This window comes from Chryseobacterium sp. IHB B 17019, assembly GCF_001456155.1.
Lineage (GTDB): Bacteria > Bacteroidota > Bacteroidia > Flavobacteriales > Weeksellaceae > Chryseobacterium.
This window is the reverse complement of sequence record NZ_CP013293.1, coordinates 681,945-698,716: the sequence shown is the minus strand read 5'-3', so window position 1 is coordinate 698,716 and position 16,772 is coordinate 681,945. Positions and strand designations below refer to the sequence as shown.

Genomic DNA, 16,772 nt, shown 5'->3' with positions numbered 1-16,772 from the left:
TCAGACCGCTTTATTTTTCAGATTTTAACTGAGCCGAAATTGCCTGCTGGTCAACCTTCTTAAAAAGCAATTGAGAAAACAGGTACAGATCATTCTTCCAGACTTTGAAATCGTGACCGCCCGGCTCTACATAAAAAATGTGTGGAATATTATTTTCCGTGAGATAGTCACTTGTCCTTTTGCTGAAGGGCATCAGTCTGTCCTGATCACCGCAGGAAATCCAAAGCAGTTTTAATTCTTTTGCCTTGGCAGGATCTGGGAGTAACTTTTGAGGTTCTTTGGTATTTGGGGCAGAAGAAAAGCCTCCCACCCAGGCAAATTTGTCGATATTTCCCAATCCAAAATTAAGGGCTTGTCCGCCACCCATTGACAGTCCGGCAATCGCTCTGTTTTCCCGGTCTTTTTTTACGGGATATTTTTTTTCGATAAAAGGAATCAGGTCGTTCAGCAAATCTTTTTCAAAGGTTGCAAATGCTTCCACCTTGTCTTTTGCCATAATATCACCGGTCGCTCTGTCGTCTTTCATCGCTCTGCCATTGGGTAAAACGACAATCATTGGCGTCAGTTTCCCCTGAGCATAAAGATTGTCAAGAATAATCTGAGGTGTTCCGTTTCTGAACCATTCTTTTTCGTCTCCGCCAATGCCATGAAGAAGGTACAAAACCGGATATTTATTGCCTTTTTTATACCCCGGAGGTGTATAAATCAAAGCTTTTCTTTGCGTTCCTACCGTTTTTGATTCATAGGTTACGGTATCAATTTTCCCGTGAGGAATTTCTTTCTTTTCAACATCAAAACCCTGCGGTGCCTGTTTATCAAAGTTTTGTGCAGAAATAAACATTCCTGACAAGATAAAACCTAAAGCTAATACAACTGATTTATTCATAAATTTTTTATTTGTATTTTTAACACTTATTAATTTGGATAAAAAAATAACGGTCGGTAATTATTTCATCATTTTATGTAATATTTACCGTATTATTTTTTGATTGAAGGATCCGTTATTCTGAAAAAATCAACATCTACAAAGCCTCCTGTACTTTTTGTGGCGTAATTAAAAACCGCGAATTTAGATCCCATAAATAACCTCCTGTAATCGAAAATCATTTTATATCCTTTTTCCATAACTGTCCAGTTTTTTTGGTCGGTGCTGTAAGAAAAATCTGCCAAGTCTTTTCCAAGGTTAAAATCAGCTTCAATACGAAGATAAATTGTATCTGAAGTTAACAGAATACGCTTCTTTTCTTCCTTTTTAACACTTAAAATGGCTTTTGTTTTATTATCAAGACTGACTTCATTGGTAGAAAACGTAAGAAATTTCTGATTGCCTTCTTTTATAACTGAAATCAACCCGGAATCCCCATTAAATGCACTTAAACCAGCAACATCGCCGTCTTTCATACCTTTTAAATCTAAAGCAACAACAGCACTGGATTTCGGTCCGGTCATTCTTTGCGTCAACGTATTCGGAGCGGCGTAAAGATTGTCCACCACACGGCTCGTTTTCAGTCTCATAAATCCTTTTCGGTCAGACAAAGACCAGGCTTCGTTTATGGGATTATGGTTCCATTGCCACTGGATTTTTAATTTTTTATCTGAAAATTCATCACTTTCTACGATGTTATTTTTAGGTTTAAACGGAGGAAGCGGAACTTCACCATTCAAAGGGACTTTCCCGTTATCACCCAAAACCGGCCAGTCGTTTTCCCATTGTACAGGAATCAGAATCGGAACACGCCCTACTCCGCCTCTATCCTGAAAAATAAGCGAATACCAGTTGCCGTTTTTATCATCGATCAAAGCACCCTGACCGGCGTAAGAGAACCCAAGAAAATTGTCTTCCAGAATAACTTTTTTCTCGTAAGGCCCGGTTACTTTATCGGCTCTGTAAACTACCTGGCGGCGTTTTCCACCCTTAGGCCAGGAAATCATCATCATATAATATTTTCCGTTTCTTTTAATGATCTGATTGCCTTCAAGAAGTCCGGTTTCCGAAGAATCTTTCTGAAAAACTACCGTTCCTTCAGGATTTCCGATGATTTGTTTAAAATCAGGACTTAATTCAAAAACTTTATTGGATGTAAAAACATAAACTTTGTCATCATCATCAAAAAACAAAGATGCATCGTGAAAATGTCTGGTTCTGGTTATGAGTTTCCAATTGCCGGTTTCCGGATTGTCCGTTACATAGAAATAGGATTTGAAAGGCTCATCATTCGGGGAGAACAAAACGTAATATTTTCCTTTATGATAGCGGATGGAAGATGCCCATTGTCCGCGGCCGTAGACCGTTCCGTCGATCAAATCATATTTGGAATTATCATTCAATGTATTGAAGACGTAGCTTGCCATTTCCCAATGTACCAGATCTTTCGAATGCATCACCGGAGCTCCCGGCATTAAGTGCATGGTGGTACTGATAAGGTAAAAATCGTCACCGTTTCTGGTAACCGATAAATCCGGAGCATCTGCCCAAATAATAGGATTGGTAAACGGTGTCGTCTGCTTTTTCTGAACAGGATTTACCTGGGCCGAAAGGAGATTCAGCCCGATAAATCCATAAAAAGAAACTATATAAAATGATTTTTTAATTTTCAAAATTTAAGGTTTAATATCGTTAGACGAAGTGCTGTACAAGCCAATCAAGCTTCCGGTAAATCCACCTGCAACATCGGTAGAAAGAATGTCTCCGGAAACCGGACCTCCAAGGTTTTTGAAGTTTTTGCCATCCAGAGAGTAATTAAAATGATGTTCATCTTTCTCACCAACTACCTGTAATCTGACCGATTTTGAAAGTGAAATTTTTTCGCTGGCAATCAGTTTTGATTCTCCTTTTTCGGTTCTTTCCAAAACGATATAGTAGTCTTTATCTTTTTTTGTAATTCCGAATACATAGTTGAATCGTTCGCTTTGGTAACAGGTAATTCCTGCCAGTTCTTTTTCAGATTTCGGCTTGAAATCCAGCGTTACAGAAGTTTCAAAATCTTCATGCTGCAATCTGTGAAATAGTGCTGAAACCGGTGCGAGAGCTTTAATATTCGTTTCAAAAGAATTGAGTTTTACTCCGTTTTTAGAAATACTGATGAAATTTTCACGCGGTCCACGCATGGCGATCCATCGGTGATCCAGATTTTTATCGGTCAGCTTGTCGGAATATGTAAAGTTTCCGTTCGGGAAAAATCCGCTTTTCCCGGTCTGATTTTTTACGCCTTCCGGTAATTTCAATTTTGGTTTCATCGGAACCAGCCCGTTTTCAAAAACAGGATAGGTACCGCTCCAGTCCACCGGAAGGATAAACGTTTCTCTCCCGTGATTCACACGTCCTTTTTCGTTGGGACGAATGGCCAGAAAGACACCGTAATATTGACCTTCAGGAGTTTCTACCAAATCGGCATGGCCAGCCCAATCCACTTTATCTTTTCGGTCTTTCGGAAAATATCGCTGCGTCAAAATCGGATTATTTTTCGCTGGAACAAACGGACCTTTCGGAGAATTTGACATAAAAATAACTTCGCTGTGATTCCCTCCTGTTCCTCCTTCTGCACACATCAGAAAATATTTTCCGTTCTTTTTATATATATGCGGACCTTCTATCCAGATTGGTTTTTGGGAAAGATCGACACCGCCGTTTACAATAATTTTATCTGAACCTGCAACCACCTGGTCTTTTTCCAAATCATAATCCCACATTTTGATGACACGATGGCCATTGTATTGCTCGGTTCCTTTTGGTGGCGCATCGTTGTGAACGATATAAGCTTTACCATCATCATCAAAGAAAATCGAAGGATCGATACCGTCAAAATTCAGCTTTTGCACTTCACTCCAGCCTTTTGCAGGATCTTTGGTTTTCACAACCATATTCCCTATTCCACCGGCAATCTGCGTGGTGATCATATAAAAAGTATCATTATGCTTATTATATTTGATATCCGGAGCATAGATTCCCTGAGAAACTCCACCTTTTTCCACTTTAAGCTGAGAAGGTCTGTCGAGGACGTGACCAACCTGCTTCCAATTGACCAAATCTTTGGATGTAAAAATCGGAATACCCGGAAACATTGAAAATGAAGAATTGACAAGGTAATAATCTTCTCCTTTTCTGGTAATACTCGGATCCGGATAGCATCCCTGAAGAATAGGAGAATAAAATTCGTTTTCTTTCAAAGGATTGTTTGTGTATATTTTATCATTTCCACGGTAGGAAAAATCTGAGAAAGTCTGTGCCGAAATGCTGCCAAAAGCTAACAAAGCAACAGCAGCCATCAACGTTTTTTTGTTTTTTAAAAATATCGGGTTCATTATTCTCTGTCTCATAGTATATTTTTTAGTTTATTATTTAATTTTAATGTATTAAGTTTCAAAATGAAGTTTGATCTTTTAAACTATTTTTCTCCTGTTGATCAGCCAAATAATTCCCCAGGCGGCAACATAAGAAATACCGGCAATGAAAAATATGATGTTGTAACCTCCGTTGATGTTTCCTGCTTTTTTGAAGGTGTCCAAAACAATCCCGATGAAAAGCGGGAAAATAATTCCTGCTGCTGAACCCAGCATTCCGCCAAATCCAATGACAGAGCTTACATAATTATTGGGTAATCTGTCTCCGACTGTTGTCATCAGATTGGCTCCCCAACCCTGATGTGCTGCCGTTGCCAAAGCAATAATGATGGTAATGAGCCACATATTGTCTACGTATTTTGAGAACATTACCGGAACGACCATCAATGCAAAAAGTAACATCGTAAAGCTTCTTGCTTTTCCGATTGCCCAGCCTTTTTTAATTAACAATGAAGAAAGATAACCGCCGCCAATGCTTCCAATCGTGGTTCCGCTGTAAATGATAATCAACGGAATGGAAGGTTTCGTTACATCCATTTTAAAAACATCTGCAAAATAAGCGGGCAGCCAGAACATAAAGAAATACCAAATGGGGTCTGTAAGGATTTTCCCTACGGCAAAAGACCAGGTTACTTTGTATTTTAACAATTCTGATAACGGAACTTTGGACTGTTCCTGTGTTGTTCCGTCCTGATCGCTTTTGATATACTGTAATTCTTCCTGGCTCAGATTTTTGGCTTTCTCCGGAATTTTATAGAATCTCCACCAAAGTATAATCCATAATAACCCAAGGGCACCAATCCAGACGAAGGTTTCCCGCCATCCGTAATGTCCCAGAATAAATGGCACAAGAAGCGGTGCTAAAATTGCTCCAACCGTCGCCCCGGAGTTGAAAATCCCAGTTGCCAACGCTCTTTCTTTTTTCGGAAACCATTCGGCAACCGATTTTATTGCTGCCGGAAAATTTCCTGCTTCGCTGATTCCGAGTGTACTTCTTGCTATTAAAAATCCAACTGTGCTTTTCACAAAACCATGCCCTATCGAAGCCAGGCTCCAGACAATCAGTGAAACGGCATACCCTATTTTAGTTCCTACCCTGTCGATAAATCTTCCCATCGCAAGATATCCAATAGCATAGGTGGTGGTAAATGCCATCACGATATAGCTGTAGTCTTTTTCGTCCCAGCTGAACTCTTTTTCAAGAACAGGTTTCAATAATCCCATGACCTGGCGGTCGAGATAATTGATGGTGGTGGCGAGAAAGACCAAAGACAGCATGAACCATCTTATATTGCGATTTTTAGGAGCCTGCATTTAGTTTAATTAGGTTATTTTAGTTTTAATTCTAATGATGGAATTTTTCCATTCTTTCCACAGGTTGTGACTGCGACTATTGATATTGAACCTTTTGGGTTCTGTTGAATTGTCTTTTAGTTTGATAAGATTAAACCTATCTTTAAATAATGCTCATTTAAACACCACTAAACGCACTGAAACCGCCATCAATAGGCAATAATGCACCAGTAATAAAACTTGCGGCATCCGAACATAGAAACTGAACGGCACCGTTGAGTTCATCAGCGTTTCCGAAACGTCCCATTGGTGTTTTAGCAATTACCTTTTTGCTTCTGTCGGTTAAAGAACCATCCGGATGTAATAAAATCGCCCGGTTTTGATCTCCGATAAAAAATCCCGGAGCAATGGCATTTACACGGATTTTATCGCCAAATTTTAAAGCTAAATCAGAAGCGAGCCATTGCGTAAAATTGGTAATTGCGGATTTGGCTGCGGAATACCCCGCTACTCTTGTGATGGCGGAATATGCTGCCATTGATGAGATATTCACGATACTTCCGCTTCCCTGCTCTGCCATTACTTTCCCAAAAACATAGCTTGGGTAAACCGTTCCGTTGATGTTTAGTTCGGTTACCTCATTCCAGGCTTCCATTTTCAGGTCGAAAAAGGATTGGTCCGGAGCTAATGTTGCGGCAGGAATATTCCCACCGGCAATATTGAGAAGAATATCGATTTTACCATATTTTTCGAGGATTTTCTTTGAAGCAGATTCAAGACTTCCAATATTCATTACGTTAGCTTCCACAGCGAATGCATCACCACCCAGATCTGTCAGTTCTTTTACCCTTGCATCTAATGTTTGTTGATTTCTTCCCAATGCAACAATTTTTGCTCCGGCTTGGATGAAGCTTTTAGCCAAACTTCCGCCCAAAACGCCCGAAGCACCTGTAATTACGGCTACTTTATCTTTTATGCTGAATATTTCGTTCATTGTTTTATAGTTGATAAATGATGATTGATAAATGATAATATTGTATCCTCGTTATTGTTTTGATATTTCGTTTTGTACGGCAGCCATTACTCCTTCAATTTGCCCCAAAGCGAGCATTCTTCCTAAAAATGAATAACCGGGATTGTAGCCTTTATCGATATCGTCCGTTAATAATCTTCCGTGATCCACACGCATTGGCAAATCCGGATTTTCTTTTTCGAATATTTTAATTACTTCAATTAATTTTCCTCTCCCGCCCAAATGATGAGCTTCAATAAAATCGCCGTTTTCAAAGACATTGGTACTTCTTAAATGGACAAATTTTGTTCGGTGGGCGTATTTTTGGGCAAGTTTCGGAACATCATTCTGAAGACCGGCACTTAAGGAACCGGTGCAGAAAGTCAGTCCGTTGTGGGGATTATCAACAGCATTTAAGAACCAGTCGATGTCTTCTTCGTTGGTCACGATTCTGGGTAGGCCTAACAATGAAAACGGCGGATCATCGGGATGTACACACATCTGGATATTCCATTTTTCGCAGATGGGCATTATTTTTTCAAGAAAATATTTCATATTCTGACGGAGCTGATTTTTATCAATTCCATCATATAAAGCCAGTAAGCTTTTGAAAATAGCTACCGGATTCTGATCGCCTTCCTTGATGTTTCCGTTAACAAAACCTTGTGTTTTTACAATGATCGAGTCTATCAAATCATTATTATCTTCCTGCGATAAAGTATTTTTTAACTGTTCTACTTTTTGAAGAATTTCTGCATTATAATCGTTTTCTGCACCTTTTCGCTGCAGAATATGAATTTCAAAATAAGCAAATTTGGCTTTATCAAAGTATAATGACGACGAGCCGTCTTCCCACTGATAAAACAAATCTGTACGAGCCCAGTCCAGCACCGGCATAAAGTTGTAACAAACCGTTGTTACGCCAGATTTACCCAGATTTTCGAGACTCTGAATATAGTTTTCTATTAATTGGTCCCTTTTTTCCCCTCCATATTTTATCGCTTCGCTCACTGCCAGACTTTCTACGACCGACCAGCGAAGTCCGAAACTTTCTATATAATTTTTATAATCATTAATTGCTTCCAACGTCCAGACTTCCCCGTTCGGAATATCGTGAAGTGCAGAAACAATACCTTCTACCCCGATTTGACGGAGCATATTGAGTTGTATTTTGTCTTTTTTGCCAAACCAACGCCAAGTTTTTTCCATAAACTTTATTTTTCATTAAAACAAAGCAGATGTAATAAATACATCTACTTTGCTTCTGTTAACATGAATGTGTATGCCTATTAATTGTAACCGGGATTTTGATATTTAGCCTTGATATCCGGAGAAACTTCCATCGCATCCAACTGACTTTGAGGAATGGGTCTTAAATAATGGAATTTCTGAATAGTACGTGTTACAGTCTGCGGAGTGTGATCTCCATAATTAGAGCCTCCTATCTGATAAGTAGCTGCATATTCCTGCCATTTTTGTGTTCTGACAAGATCATACCATCTGTAAAACTCACCATAATATTCTCTGGATCTTTCTGCCAAAATATAATCAATAGTAATAGTTGAAGGCGTAGCTGCAATCATAGCAGCACTGTTATCCGCTGTATAAGTAACATTTTGAGCATTATTAAATTTCCATTTTCCAGCTCTTGCACGAATCACATTGATAAGATCTCTTGCGCTCATGGCTCCTGAAGCACCTTTTACAGCAGCTTCTGCCGCGATAAAATAAAATTCTGAAAATTTAGCTGCATTAAATGGACGAGTTAAACCCGCATTAGGGAATCCTAAACCATTACCATTATCTGTACGGTAAGTTCCTATTTTCCATAAACCAGGAAAAACCATTCTGCTAATACCATTCGGTGCAATCACCCAGTCTGCTCTTCCCGGTAATGTGCCGGCTCCTACACCGCTTTGCCCCGCTCCTGAAGGATAGGTTGGTGTTTGAGAATCATCATTCAGGAAAGTAAGAATGGGATCATTCGGCTGAACAGGTAAATTATTGGCATTATATAATACCGGTATATTGGTAAGGCCTGTTGCTTCTTTGTTCCAATTTCCTCTATAGCTGGTCACAAAAGTTCCATCGTAACGGGAATCATTTGTTTTATCTGCAAAGGTATTTTTTATAACTCCGATTGTAGGACACATACGTACCCAAGGACGGCCTAACGTCTGAGTAGCAGCACGCTGAACAGAACTACCGGCGTCCCATGTAGTAGAAGATTTACTGCTTTTAATATTTGTATAATTCCAGGTCTGCATCCAGGCTGCAAAATTATCCGGGCTCCATCCGGAACCAAATCCTACAGGATCGCTTTCATTATAATATGAGCTTGATGATGTGTGATCTGCATACAGCATACATTCACTATTTCTGTCATTGGATCCTACATTTACATCATAATAAGTAGGCTGTAAAGAATAAGGTCCAGGATTATTAATTCCTTCTAATGCTATATCATAAGCCTGCTGGAAATACCATTGGGCGTTATGACCATCCGGATCCGTTCTTGCAGCTTCAGGATATGTGGGAATATCATTAGGATTTTGCAGCCACCAGCCGTAAGTAAGGTATGCTTTAGCCAAAAATAATTTTGCCACATTTTTTGTAACTCCGCCCGTAACCCTTGGAGAAGCAGGTAAATTCTCTATCGCTTTTTTAAGATCAGGAAATATGGCTTTGCTATAAACCTCAGGTACAGTGTTTCTTACTGAGGTTGCAGATGGCGCAATATTAAAAGCCAGCTCCCCGGAACCAAGGTCTAACGGAACACCCCCATAAGTCTGCACCAATAAAAAATAATCAAATGCCCTAAAAAATCGAGCTTCTGAAATCAAAGATTCTGCGATTCCGAAAGACGGACCTTTTTCAATAATTCCATTAGCGGTATTGATGTATGGAAACACAGAGTTCCAAACCATACTCGGAGGAAATGTGGATGGAGTAATATTTCCATTTCCCGACATATCCAATTCTTTGAAATTACCATCAGCCTGCTGCCCAAAGGTTGATTCATCTGTACCATTCTGGCAGTTACTCATAAAATATCCATTCCCGTACAACATACGAAGATGTCTGTATAAAGATGTAACACCCTGATTGATGCCTTGTTCTGTATTAAAATACTCAACAGTATAATTTGTTCTCGGCTCTTCATCCAATATCTCATTACATCCTGTGAATGTTAATGATAAGAAGATTACTCCTGCTATGATTTTTTTATTATATTTTATCATGACTCTATAGTTTTAAAAGGTTAAATTAAGCCCCATTAAGTAGTTTCTGGTAGATGGATTATTGGTTCCGATGATTAGCTGGCGTGGTCTATAGCCGCTTACCGCCTGGTTTTGATCACCAACGGAGTTTGGTTCCGGATCCATTCCTGAAAATTTATGATAAGGAGAAAATAGTACAAGAGGATTGGTTACGGTAAAGTATATTCTTAGTGTAGTAATTTTCAGATCCTTTAAAATATCTTTGTTAAAATTGTATCCCAAGGTAATGGTACGCAGTTTCAGGTAGGAAGCGTCAAACATGGCTAAAGTTGAAGAATACTTAGGATTGTCACCACTCAAATGGCGGCCCGGACGTGGATAGTAGGCATCGGTATTGTCTTCTGTCCAGTAATCTACATCCACATTATTTCCTCTTCCGGTTAATCTATTAAGATAACTTGCTGATCCGTATAATGAACTGATCAGGATTCCGCCTTTTTGGAATGCTCCAACTGTACTTAATTCAAAGTTTTTATAAGCAAAGCGCATATTAAATCCTCCCTGGAAATCGGGTGCCGTATCAAAAATCTGTCTGTCTGCTTCACCTATGGCTCTTACAGGAGTACCATCAGCATTATAGCCTCCGGTGTAAAGAACTTTAATAGATCCTATAACATCAGCTGGAGTTCCCGGCTCCAAAATACTTTGGTAAGGATCACCTGCCTGCCATAAGCCAACATACTGAAAATCATACAACGCGTTGATGTTATGTCCCACAAACCAAAGATTGTTTACATCTCTGTCAATTCCGGACGACAGCGCTAAGATTTTATTTTTATTGGTATAAAGATTAACTCCTGCATCCCAGGAAAAACCTTCGGGATTATCGAAAATAATACCATTTAAAGAAAATTCCCAACCTTTATTTTCTGTCTCAGCAACATTTTTAGTTACAAATGAAAGCCCTGATGAAGCGGGAAGAGATTTATTAGATAATAGATCAAAAGTATGAGTTTTGTAATATTCAACAGTTCCGGTTAACCTATTACGAAACAATGCGAAATCTACACCATAATTTTGAGTCTTAGAATATTCCCATCCAAGATCAGCATTCGGTGCCTGATTTACATAAACTCCAGTACCATTACTAGTACCAAAATTATAAGGAACAACCGTTAAAGAACCCAATGTAGAATATGGAGAAACTGCCTGATTAGATGTCTGTCCCCAACCTGCTCTAATTTTTAAAAGATTAAGAGCTTTTATACTTTCCATAAAAGATTCATTGGTAATATTCCATCCTACTGATAATGCAGGATAGGTATGCCATTTGTTTCCCGGAGCTAAAACTGATGCTCCATCTGCACGCAATGTTGCCGTCAACATATACTTATTATCAAAAGTATACATTACCCTTCCCATTGCAGAAATAAGACCTGTTTGAGAATAGATCTGATCATTGGGATTAACTGAGATATCAGCTTGTGGAGACTGTCCCAAATTGTAATACTGGAAAAAATCTGCAGGAACATTTTTTGCACTCATGTAAGTACTTATATATTTGTTACCCTCTGCTGAATATAGTCCAACGGCATTGATTTTGTGCTTGCCAAAAGTGCGGTCGTATGTCAGTAAATTTTCCAACACCCAGTGGTAGGTCTGGTTATTTCCTCTTCCTGCAGATGATGCAGTAGCAGGGTTTGTACTGAAAACACCTACTCCTGTGTAATTACCACTATTGGTAGTACGGTAATCTAAACCTACATTAAGCCTGTATTTTAATCCGTTAAGAGGAAGCGTCACTTCTCCGTATAGGTTATTATATGATGCAAATATTTTACTTTCGTCAACGTATTTTTCATCAAGGTTATTCAATCTTTCTCGGGTAAAAATCCATGTATTATCATTACCTCCGGCGGTATTCATCAAAGATCTTAAACTTCCATCTGCATTATAAGGATTTACAAGGGGCGAATATCCTACTACTGCTCCCGAATTAACTCCATTACCTTCTGATTTTGTATAGTTGGTGTTGGTTGTAAAACCAAACTTGAATCTTTTACCAATTTGCTGATCCAGAGCCAGACGCATAGAAAATCGCTCATAATTTTGCAAAGGAATCAATGCATCCTGTTTAAAATAAGACAAGCCAGCACTATAATTTCCACCTTCAGTTCCACCGGAAACACTGATATCATGATTGGTCATCATTGCCGGTTTATAGTATAAACTTTGCCAGTCTGTATTAATATCATTAGATTCATCTGCCCCGTTTGTATAGATTCCCGCATCTGCACGAAGCTTGGCAAACTTTGGCCCGTCCATCATTGGGTATTTGGAAAACAAGGTCTGAACTCCTGTAAAAGTACTGTAAGAAAAACGAGGTTTTTGACCTTTTGTTCCTCTGTTTGAAGTTACTAAAATTACCCCGTTTGCCCCTCTGGAACCATAAATGGCTGTTGCAGAAGCATCTTTCAAAATATCAATACTTTTAATATCGCTTGAACTAATGTCTGACAAGGAACCCGCAAAAGGAATCCCATCAAGAACTACAAGAGGATTATTATCTCCCGATAAAGATCGTGTTCCCCTGATACGAATCTGCATCGCAGCACCCGGCTTTGTGGATGATTGAGAAATATCAACACCCGCCGTTCTACCCTGCAATGCCTGTGTGATGTTTGCAGAAGGTACTTCACGCAGTATATCACCTTTTACACTAGCTACAGATCCTGTTACAGATTCTTTCCTTTGAGTTCCATATCCAATTACAACAACTTCTTCAATCTTCTTCTCTTTTGTAATAGTATCTTTTTTACTCTGCGAATACATTAAACCGGAAGGCAAAAGAGCCATAGCAAAAAACAGGGATGCTCTGTTGGTTTTATTTAATAAAAATACATTCATAATTATTATTTTAGAGTTAGTGTTTAAGAAAGCCAATGTCATTCTAATTCTATCGGCTTTCTTATATTTTATTAGATGGACATATTTACAAGTGCCTCAAATAGTTCCTGCTTACCACTTTTTGGCTGAGGCTCTCCTATTTCATGTGCTATCTTTTGTAAATCCTCTAATGTAAGTTTACCATCTTCAAAAGCTTTCCCATGTCCATTATCAAAAGATGAATATCGCTCTGTCCTCAATTTTTTATAATCTGAGTTTTCCAAAACGTCAGCTGCTGCAAGCAATCCTTTTGCAAAGGCATCCATACCGGAGACATGTGCAATGAAAAGATCGCCTGTATCAATAGAATTCCGACGGATTTTTGCGTCAAAATTAATACCGCCTGATCCCAATCCTCCATTAGGAAGAATAACCAGCCATGCCTGTGCAAGCTCAAAATAATCTACCGGAAACTGGTCGGTATCCCAGCCATTCTGATTATCACCTCTATTGGCATCAATGCTTCCTAGCATTCCTGCATCTACAGCTGCCTGCAGTTCATGTTCGAACGTATGTCCTGCCAATGTTGCATGATTAACCTCAAGATTAAGTTTAAAATCTTTATCCAGTCCGTAATTTTTTAAAAAACCGATTACAGTTTCAGCATCATAATCGTACTGATGTTTTGTAGGTTCCATTGGTTTTGGTTCAATTAAAAATGTCCCTTTGAATCCCTGGCCTCTTGCGTAGTCGCGGGACATGATAAGAAAACGGGCAAGATGTTCTTTTTCACGTTTCATATCGGTATTCAGCAGGCTCATATATCCTTCTCTTCCACCCCAGAAAACGTAATTTTCTCCACCCAGTGCAATAGTTGCATCGATAGAATTTTTAACCTGAGTTCCCGCACAGGCGACAACATCGAAATTCGGGTTGGTAGAAGCTCCGTTCATGTATCTTTCATGGGTGAAAACGTTTGCTGTACCCCAAAGAAGCTTGATTCCTGTCTCCTGTTGCTTTTCTTTTGCATACTCCACAATTGTCTGTAGATTTTTCTCATAATCTCTCCAGTTGTCTGCAGGATCTACCAGATCAATATCATGAAAACAGTAATGCTCAAAGCCCATTTTAGTCATAAATTCAAATCCGGCATCCATTTTATATTTAGCCCTGGAAATGGCATCAGTTCCTTGACCCCAAGGGTGATGAATCGTGGGACCGCCGAACGGATCGCTTCCATCTGCACATAGGGTGTGCCACCAAGCCATTGCAAAGCGCATCCATTCTTTCATTGGTTTACCCATCACCATTCTATCTGCATCATAGTAGCGAAATGCCAAAGGATTTCTGCTTTCCTTACCTTCAAACTTTATTTTTGTAATACCTGGAAAAAACTGTTTTGTTTCTTTTAAAACGTTCATATATATCTGATTTTTTTGTTATCGTGAAATTTTTGATTTATACTATTTCTTTAAGATGATCCTGCCACCTTGAATAAGCTTCAAGATATTGTTCTCTTTTCTCATGTTCAGGCTCAATAACTGCGATTTTTTCAAGGGAAGAGAATGCTTCATTGGAATCTGCATAAAAACCAATTCCCATTCCTGCAGCTCTTGCAGCACCTACGGCTCCGTCTGTATCATATAACTCTATCACGGCGTCGCTTACACTTGAGAGTGACTGACGAAATATTGAGCTTAAAAACATATTGGCATTTCCGGCACGGATCACCTGGATATTCATGCCCATATTTCTCATGATATTCATTCCGTATTCGTAGGAAAAAACGATTCCTTCCTGCGCAGCGCGTAAAATATCGCCTTTTGTATGGATGTTAAAATTGATTCCGTGGATCGAACAACTCGTATCTTTGTTTTCCAGTACTCTTTCTGCTCCGTTTCCAAAAGGAATAATGCTTAAGCCTTTTGATCCAATCGGGGAAAGTGATGCCAGATCATTCATATCTCCATAAGAAGATAATGAGGTTGCGAAATTATGTTTTAACCAAGAATTTAAAATTCCTGTTCCATTAATACACAGCAATACGCCTAATCTGATTTCCTCCGGACTGTGATTGACGTGGGCAAATGTATTTACCCGCGACAGGGTATCATATTCTAATTGATCCAGTACTCCATAGACTACTCCTGAAGTGCCGGCTGTTGAGGCGATTTCTCCGGGATTGAAAACATTTAATGACAAAGCATTATTTGGCTGATCTCCTGCTCTGTAAGAAATCGGAGTTCCTTCTTTTAATCCTAATTCCTGAGCCGCTGTTGCAGAAACCGTTGACTGGATCCCAAAAGTCGGGATAATTTCAGGGAAAAAACTTTTCGGAATTCCATAATAATTAATTACGTCTTCTGAGATGCAATTATTCTTAAAATCCCAGAAAATCCCTTCTGACAGGCCTTCTACTGTCATCCCTATTTCGCCAGAAAGCCTCATGGCGATATAATCTCCTGGGAGCATTATTTTATCAATTTTATCAAAAATTTCCGGCTCGTTTTCTTTAACCCAGGCTAATTTTGAAGCAGTAAAATTTCCCGGTGAATTCAATAAATGTGACAAACATTTTTCTTCACCAATTTCTTTGAAAGCCTTTTCACCATACGGCACAGCACGGCTATCGCACCAGATAATTGAAGGACGCAGCAAATTCTGATCTTTATCCACCAAAATCAAACCGTGCATCTGCCACGTAATCCCAATTCCTTTAATATCTTCAGGATTGATTCCGGATTCATGCATCACAGATTCATGCGCCAGCTTTAGATTCAGCCACCATTCTGCAGGATTTTGTTCTGCCCAGCCGGGATTGATGGCGGTGATTTTCATTTCTTTTTTTGGAGAGAAATCTGATGCAATAATTTTTCCGCTGGATGCCTCAATGAGACAAACTTTTACAGAAGAACTGCCTATGTCATATCCTAATAAATACATAATTTCGAAAAAAGGGGGATTTTATTTAATTAGCCTAGTATTGTTTTTCTTATAGATTTTAGCATCGAACCTATAATATCTTGCCGCTCGATGCGATACATTTTTTTCTATCTCTTCCAAAGGAATAATGTAATTGAATGATGAAATCTTTTTGTGAAAATTCTTGATATCAATTTGTTTTTCACTTAATGCGCTGTACAGCTGATACAGTTGTCTTATGGTAAATTTTTTCGGCAGCAATTCGAAAATAATAGAAAAATCAGTCTCAATCCATCTTCTTATTTCAGTCAGAGATTCATTGATGATCTTATTATGATCAAAAGGCAATGCGGGAACCTGATCTATTGGATACCAGTCTACGGTTTCATATTTTGTGCTGTTAATCTTCTGATCTATTTTACATAAAGAAAGGTAGGCCACCGTAATAATCCTGTCAATATTATGCATATATTCGGTTCCCATCCAGATGATATCAGTCTGATTGCTTGCACGAAGCGGATCAGCAAAGCATTTGAACTGCTTGAGAACCATTTTCTTTATTCCTGTTAACTCATGAAGAACTCTGTGCGCTGCATCATCGACATCTTCATTACTAAAAATCAAGCTACCGGGCAATTTTCTTTGCCTATCTACCGCTACATCGTCTATGTGACGTTGCACAAGTAAAATATTGAGTCTATTGTCATGATCAAATCCAAATACTACACAATCAACAGAGACATAAGTATGAATAAAATCTTGGTTCATTTTTTATTAACATTTACGTAACATCACAAATATAAAAATTCAATCGAGAAAAAAAAATAAAATCTACATTATAGACTATATATCAATATTTTACATATCTATTTTTTATGATAAGAATGATATAAAAAATATGATAAGGTTATCATATTTTTAATGATTAGTATTTCAGAATGACTTAATACATAGTCATTTAAATGTAAAATAAACACTTAAAAAAATAATATTTATTTATATTCAATTTATGATAAGAAAATTTTAATTTTTATTGAAATTTTTTAGAAATTTATTAAGAAAAACAATCTTTTTTGCCAGAATGCACATATTTAAGA

At 38.5% G+C, this 16,772-nt stretch carries 11 protein-coding genes; all 11 read right to left on the bottom strand.

The genetic code is table 11. The features are described from left to right. Positions 1–10: 10 nt before the first annotated feature. Positions 11–886, bottom strand: a complete 876-nt coding sequence (locus ATE47_RS03210) for an alpha/beta hydrolase (RefSeq protein ID WP_062160601.1) — start codon at positions 884–886, stop codon at positions 11–13. Between the two features lie 92 nt (positions 887–978). Then, the gene (locus ATE47_RS03205) at positions 979–2,598 is read right to left on the bottom strand and encodes a glycoside hydrolase family 43 protein (protein ID WP_062160600.1); all 1,620 of its coding nucleotides are present in this window, start codon (positions 2,596–2,598) and stop codon (positions 979–981) included. Positions 2,599–2,601: 3 nt separating this feature from the next. Next, the gene (locus ATE47_RS03200; protein WP_150114766.1) at positions 2,602–4,317 is read right to left on the bottom strand and encodes a glycoside hydrolase family 43 protein; all 1,716 of its coding nucleotides are present in this window, start codon (positions 4,315–4,317) and stop codon (positions 2,602–2,604) included. 63 nt (positions 4,318–4,380) lie between these two features. Continuing rightward, positions 4,381–5,655, bottom strand: a complete 1,275-nt coding sequence (locus tag ATE47_RS03195; RefSeq protein ID WP_062160598.1) for an MFS transporter — start codon at positions 5,653–5,655, stop codon at positions 4,381–4,383. Positions 5,656–5,812: 157 nt separating this feature from the next. Beyond that, positions 5,813–6,628: an SDR family oxidoreductase gene (locus ATE47_RS03190; RefSeq protein WP_062160597.1), complete on the bottom strand. Its 816-nt coding sequence runs from the start codon at positions 6,626–6,628 to the stop codon at positions 5,813–5,815. Positions 6,629–6,679: 51 nt separating this feature from the next. After that, positions 6,680–7,855 carry a mannonate dehydratase gene (gene uxuA / locus ATE47_RS03185; RefSeq protein WP_062160596.1) on the bottom strand — a complete coding sequence of 392 codons (1,176 nt, stop codon included), beginning with the start codon at positions 7,853–7,855 and terminating at the stop codon, positions 6,680–6,682. 80 nt (positions 7,856–7,935) lie between these two features. Then, on the bottom strand, positions 7,936–9,888 hold the full coding sequence (locus ATE47_RS03180) for a RagB/SusD family nutrient uptake outer membrane protein (RefSeq protein ID WP_062160595.1): 1,953 nt from the start codon (positions 9,886–9,888) through the stop codon (positions 7,936–7,938). Positions 9,889–9,900: 12 nt separating this feature from the next. Then, positions 9,901–12,774 (bottom strand): SusC/RagA family TonB-linked outer membrane protein, encoded by a 2,874-nt coding sequence (locus tag ATE47_RS03175; protein ID WP_062160594.1) that lies wholly within the window; start codon positions 12,772–12,774, stop codon positions 9,901–9,903. Positions 12,775–12,845: 71 nt separating this feature from the next. Beyond that, on the bottom strand, positions 12,846–14,174 hold the full coding sequence (gene xylA, locus ATE47_RS03170; protein WP_062160593.1) for a xylose isomerase: 1,329 nt from the start codon (positions 14,172–14,174) through the stop codon (positions 12,846–12,848). Between the two features lie 37 nt (positions 14,175–14,211). Beyond that, entirely contained in the window at positions 14,212–15,696 is a 1,485-nt protein-coding gene (locus tag ATE47_RS03165; RefSeq protein WP_062160592.1) for a xylulokinase, read from the bottom strand. A gap of 21 nt (positions 15,697–15,717) precedes the next feature. Continuing rightward, on the bottom strand, positions 15,718–16,443 hold the full coding sequence (locus ATE47_RS03160) for an NUDIX hydrolase (protein WP_062160591.1): 726 nt from the start codon (positions 16,441–16,443) through the stop codon (positions 15,718–15,720). Positions 16,444–16,772 lie beyond the last annotated feature (329 nt).

Bases quoted from the DNA above. Each gene is read 5' to 3' on its own strand.
- ATE47_RS03210 (WP_062160601.1), bottom strand. From the start codon at position 886: ATGAATAAATCAGTTGTATTAGCTTTAGGTTTTATCTTGTCAGGAATG.
- ATE47_RS03180 (WP_062160595.1), bottom strand. From the start codon at position 9,888: ATGATAAAATATAATAAAAAAATCATAGCAGGAGTAATCTTCTTATCA.
- ATE47_RS03160 (WP_062160591.1), bottom strand. From the start codon at position 16,443: ATGAACCAAGATTTTATTCATACTTATGTCTCTGTTGATTGTGTAGTA.
- uxuA (WP_062160596.1), bottom strand. From the start codon at position 7,855: ATGGAAAAAACTTGGCGTTGGTTTGGCAAAAAAGACAAAATACAACTC.
- ATE47_RS03165 (WP_062160592.1), bottom strand. From the start codon at position 15,696: ATGTATTTATTAGGATATGACATAGGCAGTTCTTCTGTAAAAGTTTGT.
- ATE47_RS03190 (WP_062160597.1), bottom strand. From the start codon at position 6,628: ATGAACGAAATATTCAGCATAAAAGATAAAGTAGCCGTAATTACAGGT.
- xylA (WP_062160593.1), bottom strand. From the start codon at position 14,174: ATGAACGTTTTAAAAGAAACAAAACAGTTTTTTCCAGGTATTACAAAA.
- ATE47_RS03195 (WP_062160598.1), bottom strand. From the start codon at position 5,655: ATGCAGGCTCCTAAAAATCGCAATATAAGATGGTTCATGCTGTCTTTG.
- ATE47_RS03175 (WP_062160594.1), bottom strand. From the start codon at position 12,774: ATGAATGTATTTTTATTAAATAAAACCAACAGAGCATCCCTGTTTTTT.
- ATE47_RS03200 (WP_150114766.1), bottom strand. From the start codon at position 4,317: ATGAGACAGAGAATAATGAACCCGATATTTTTAAAAAACAAAAAAACG.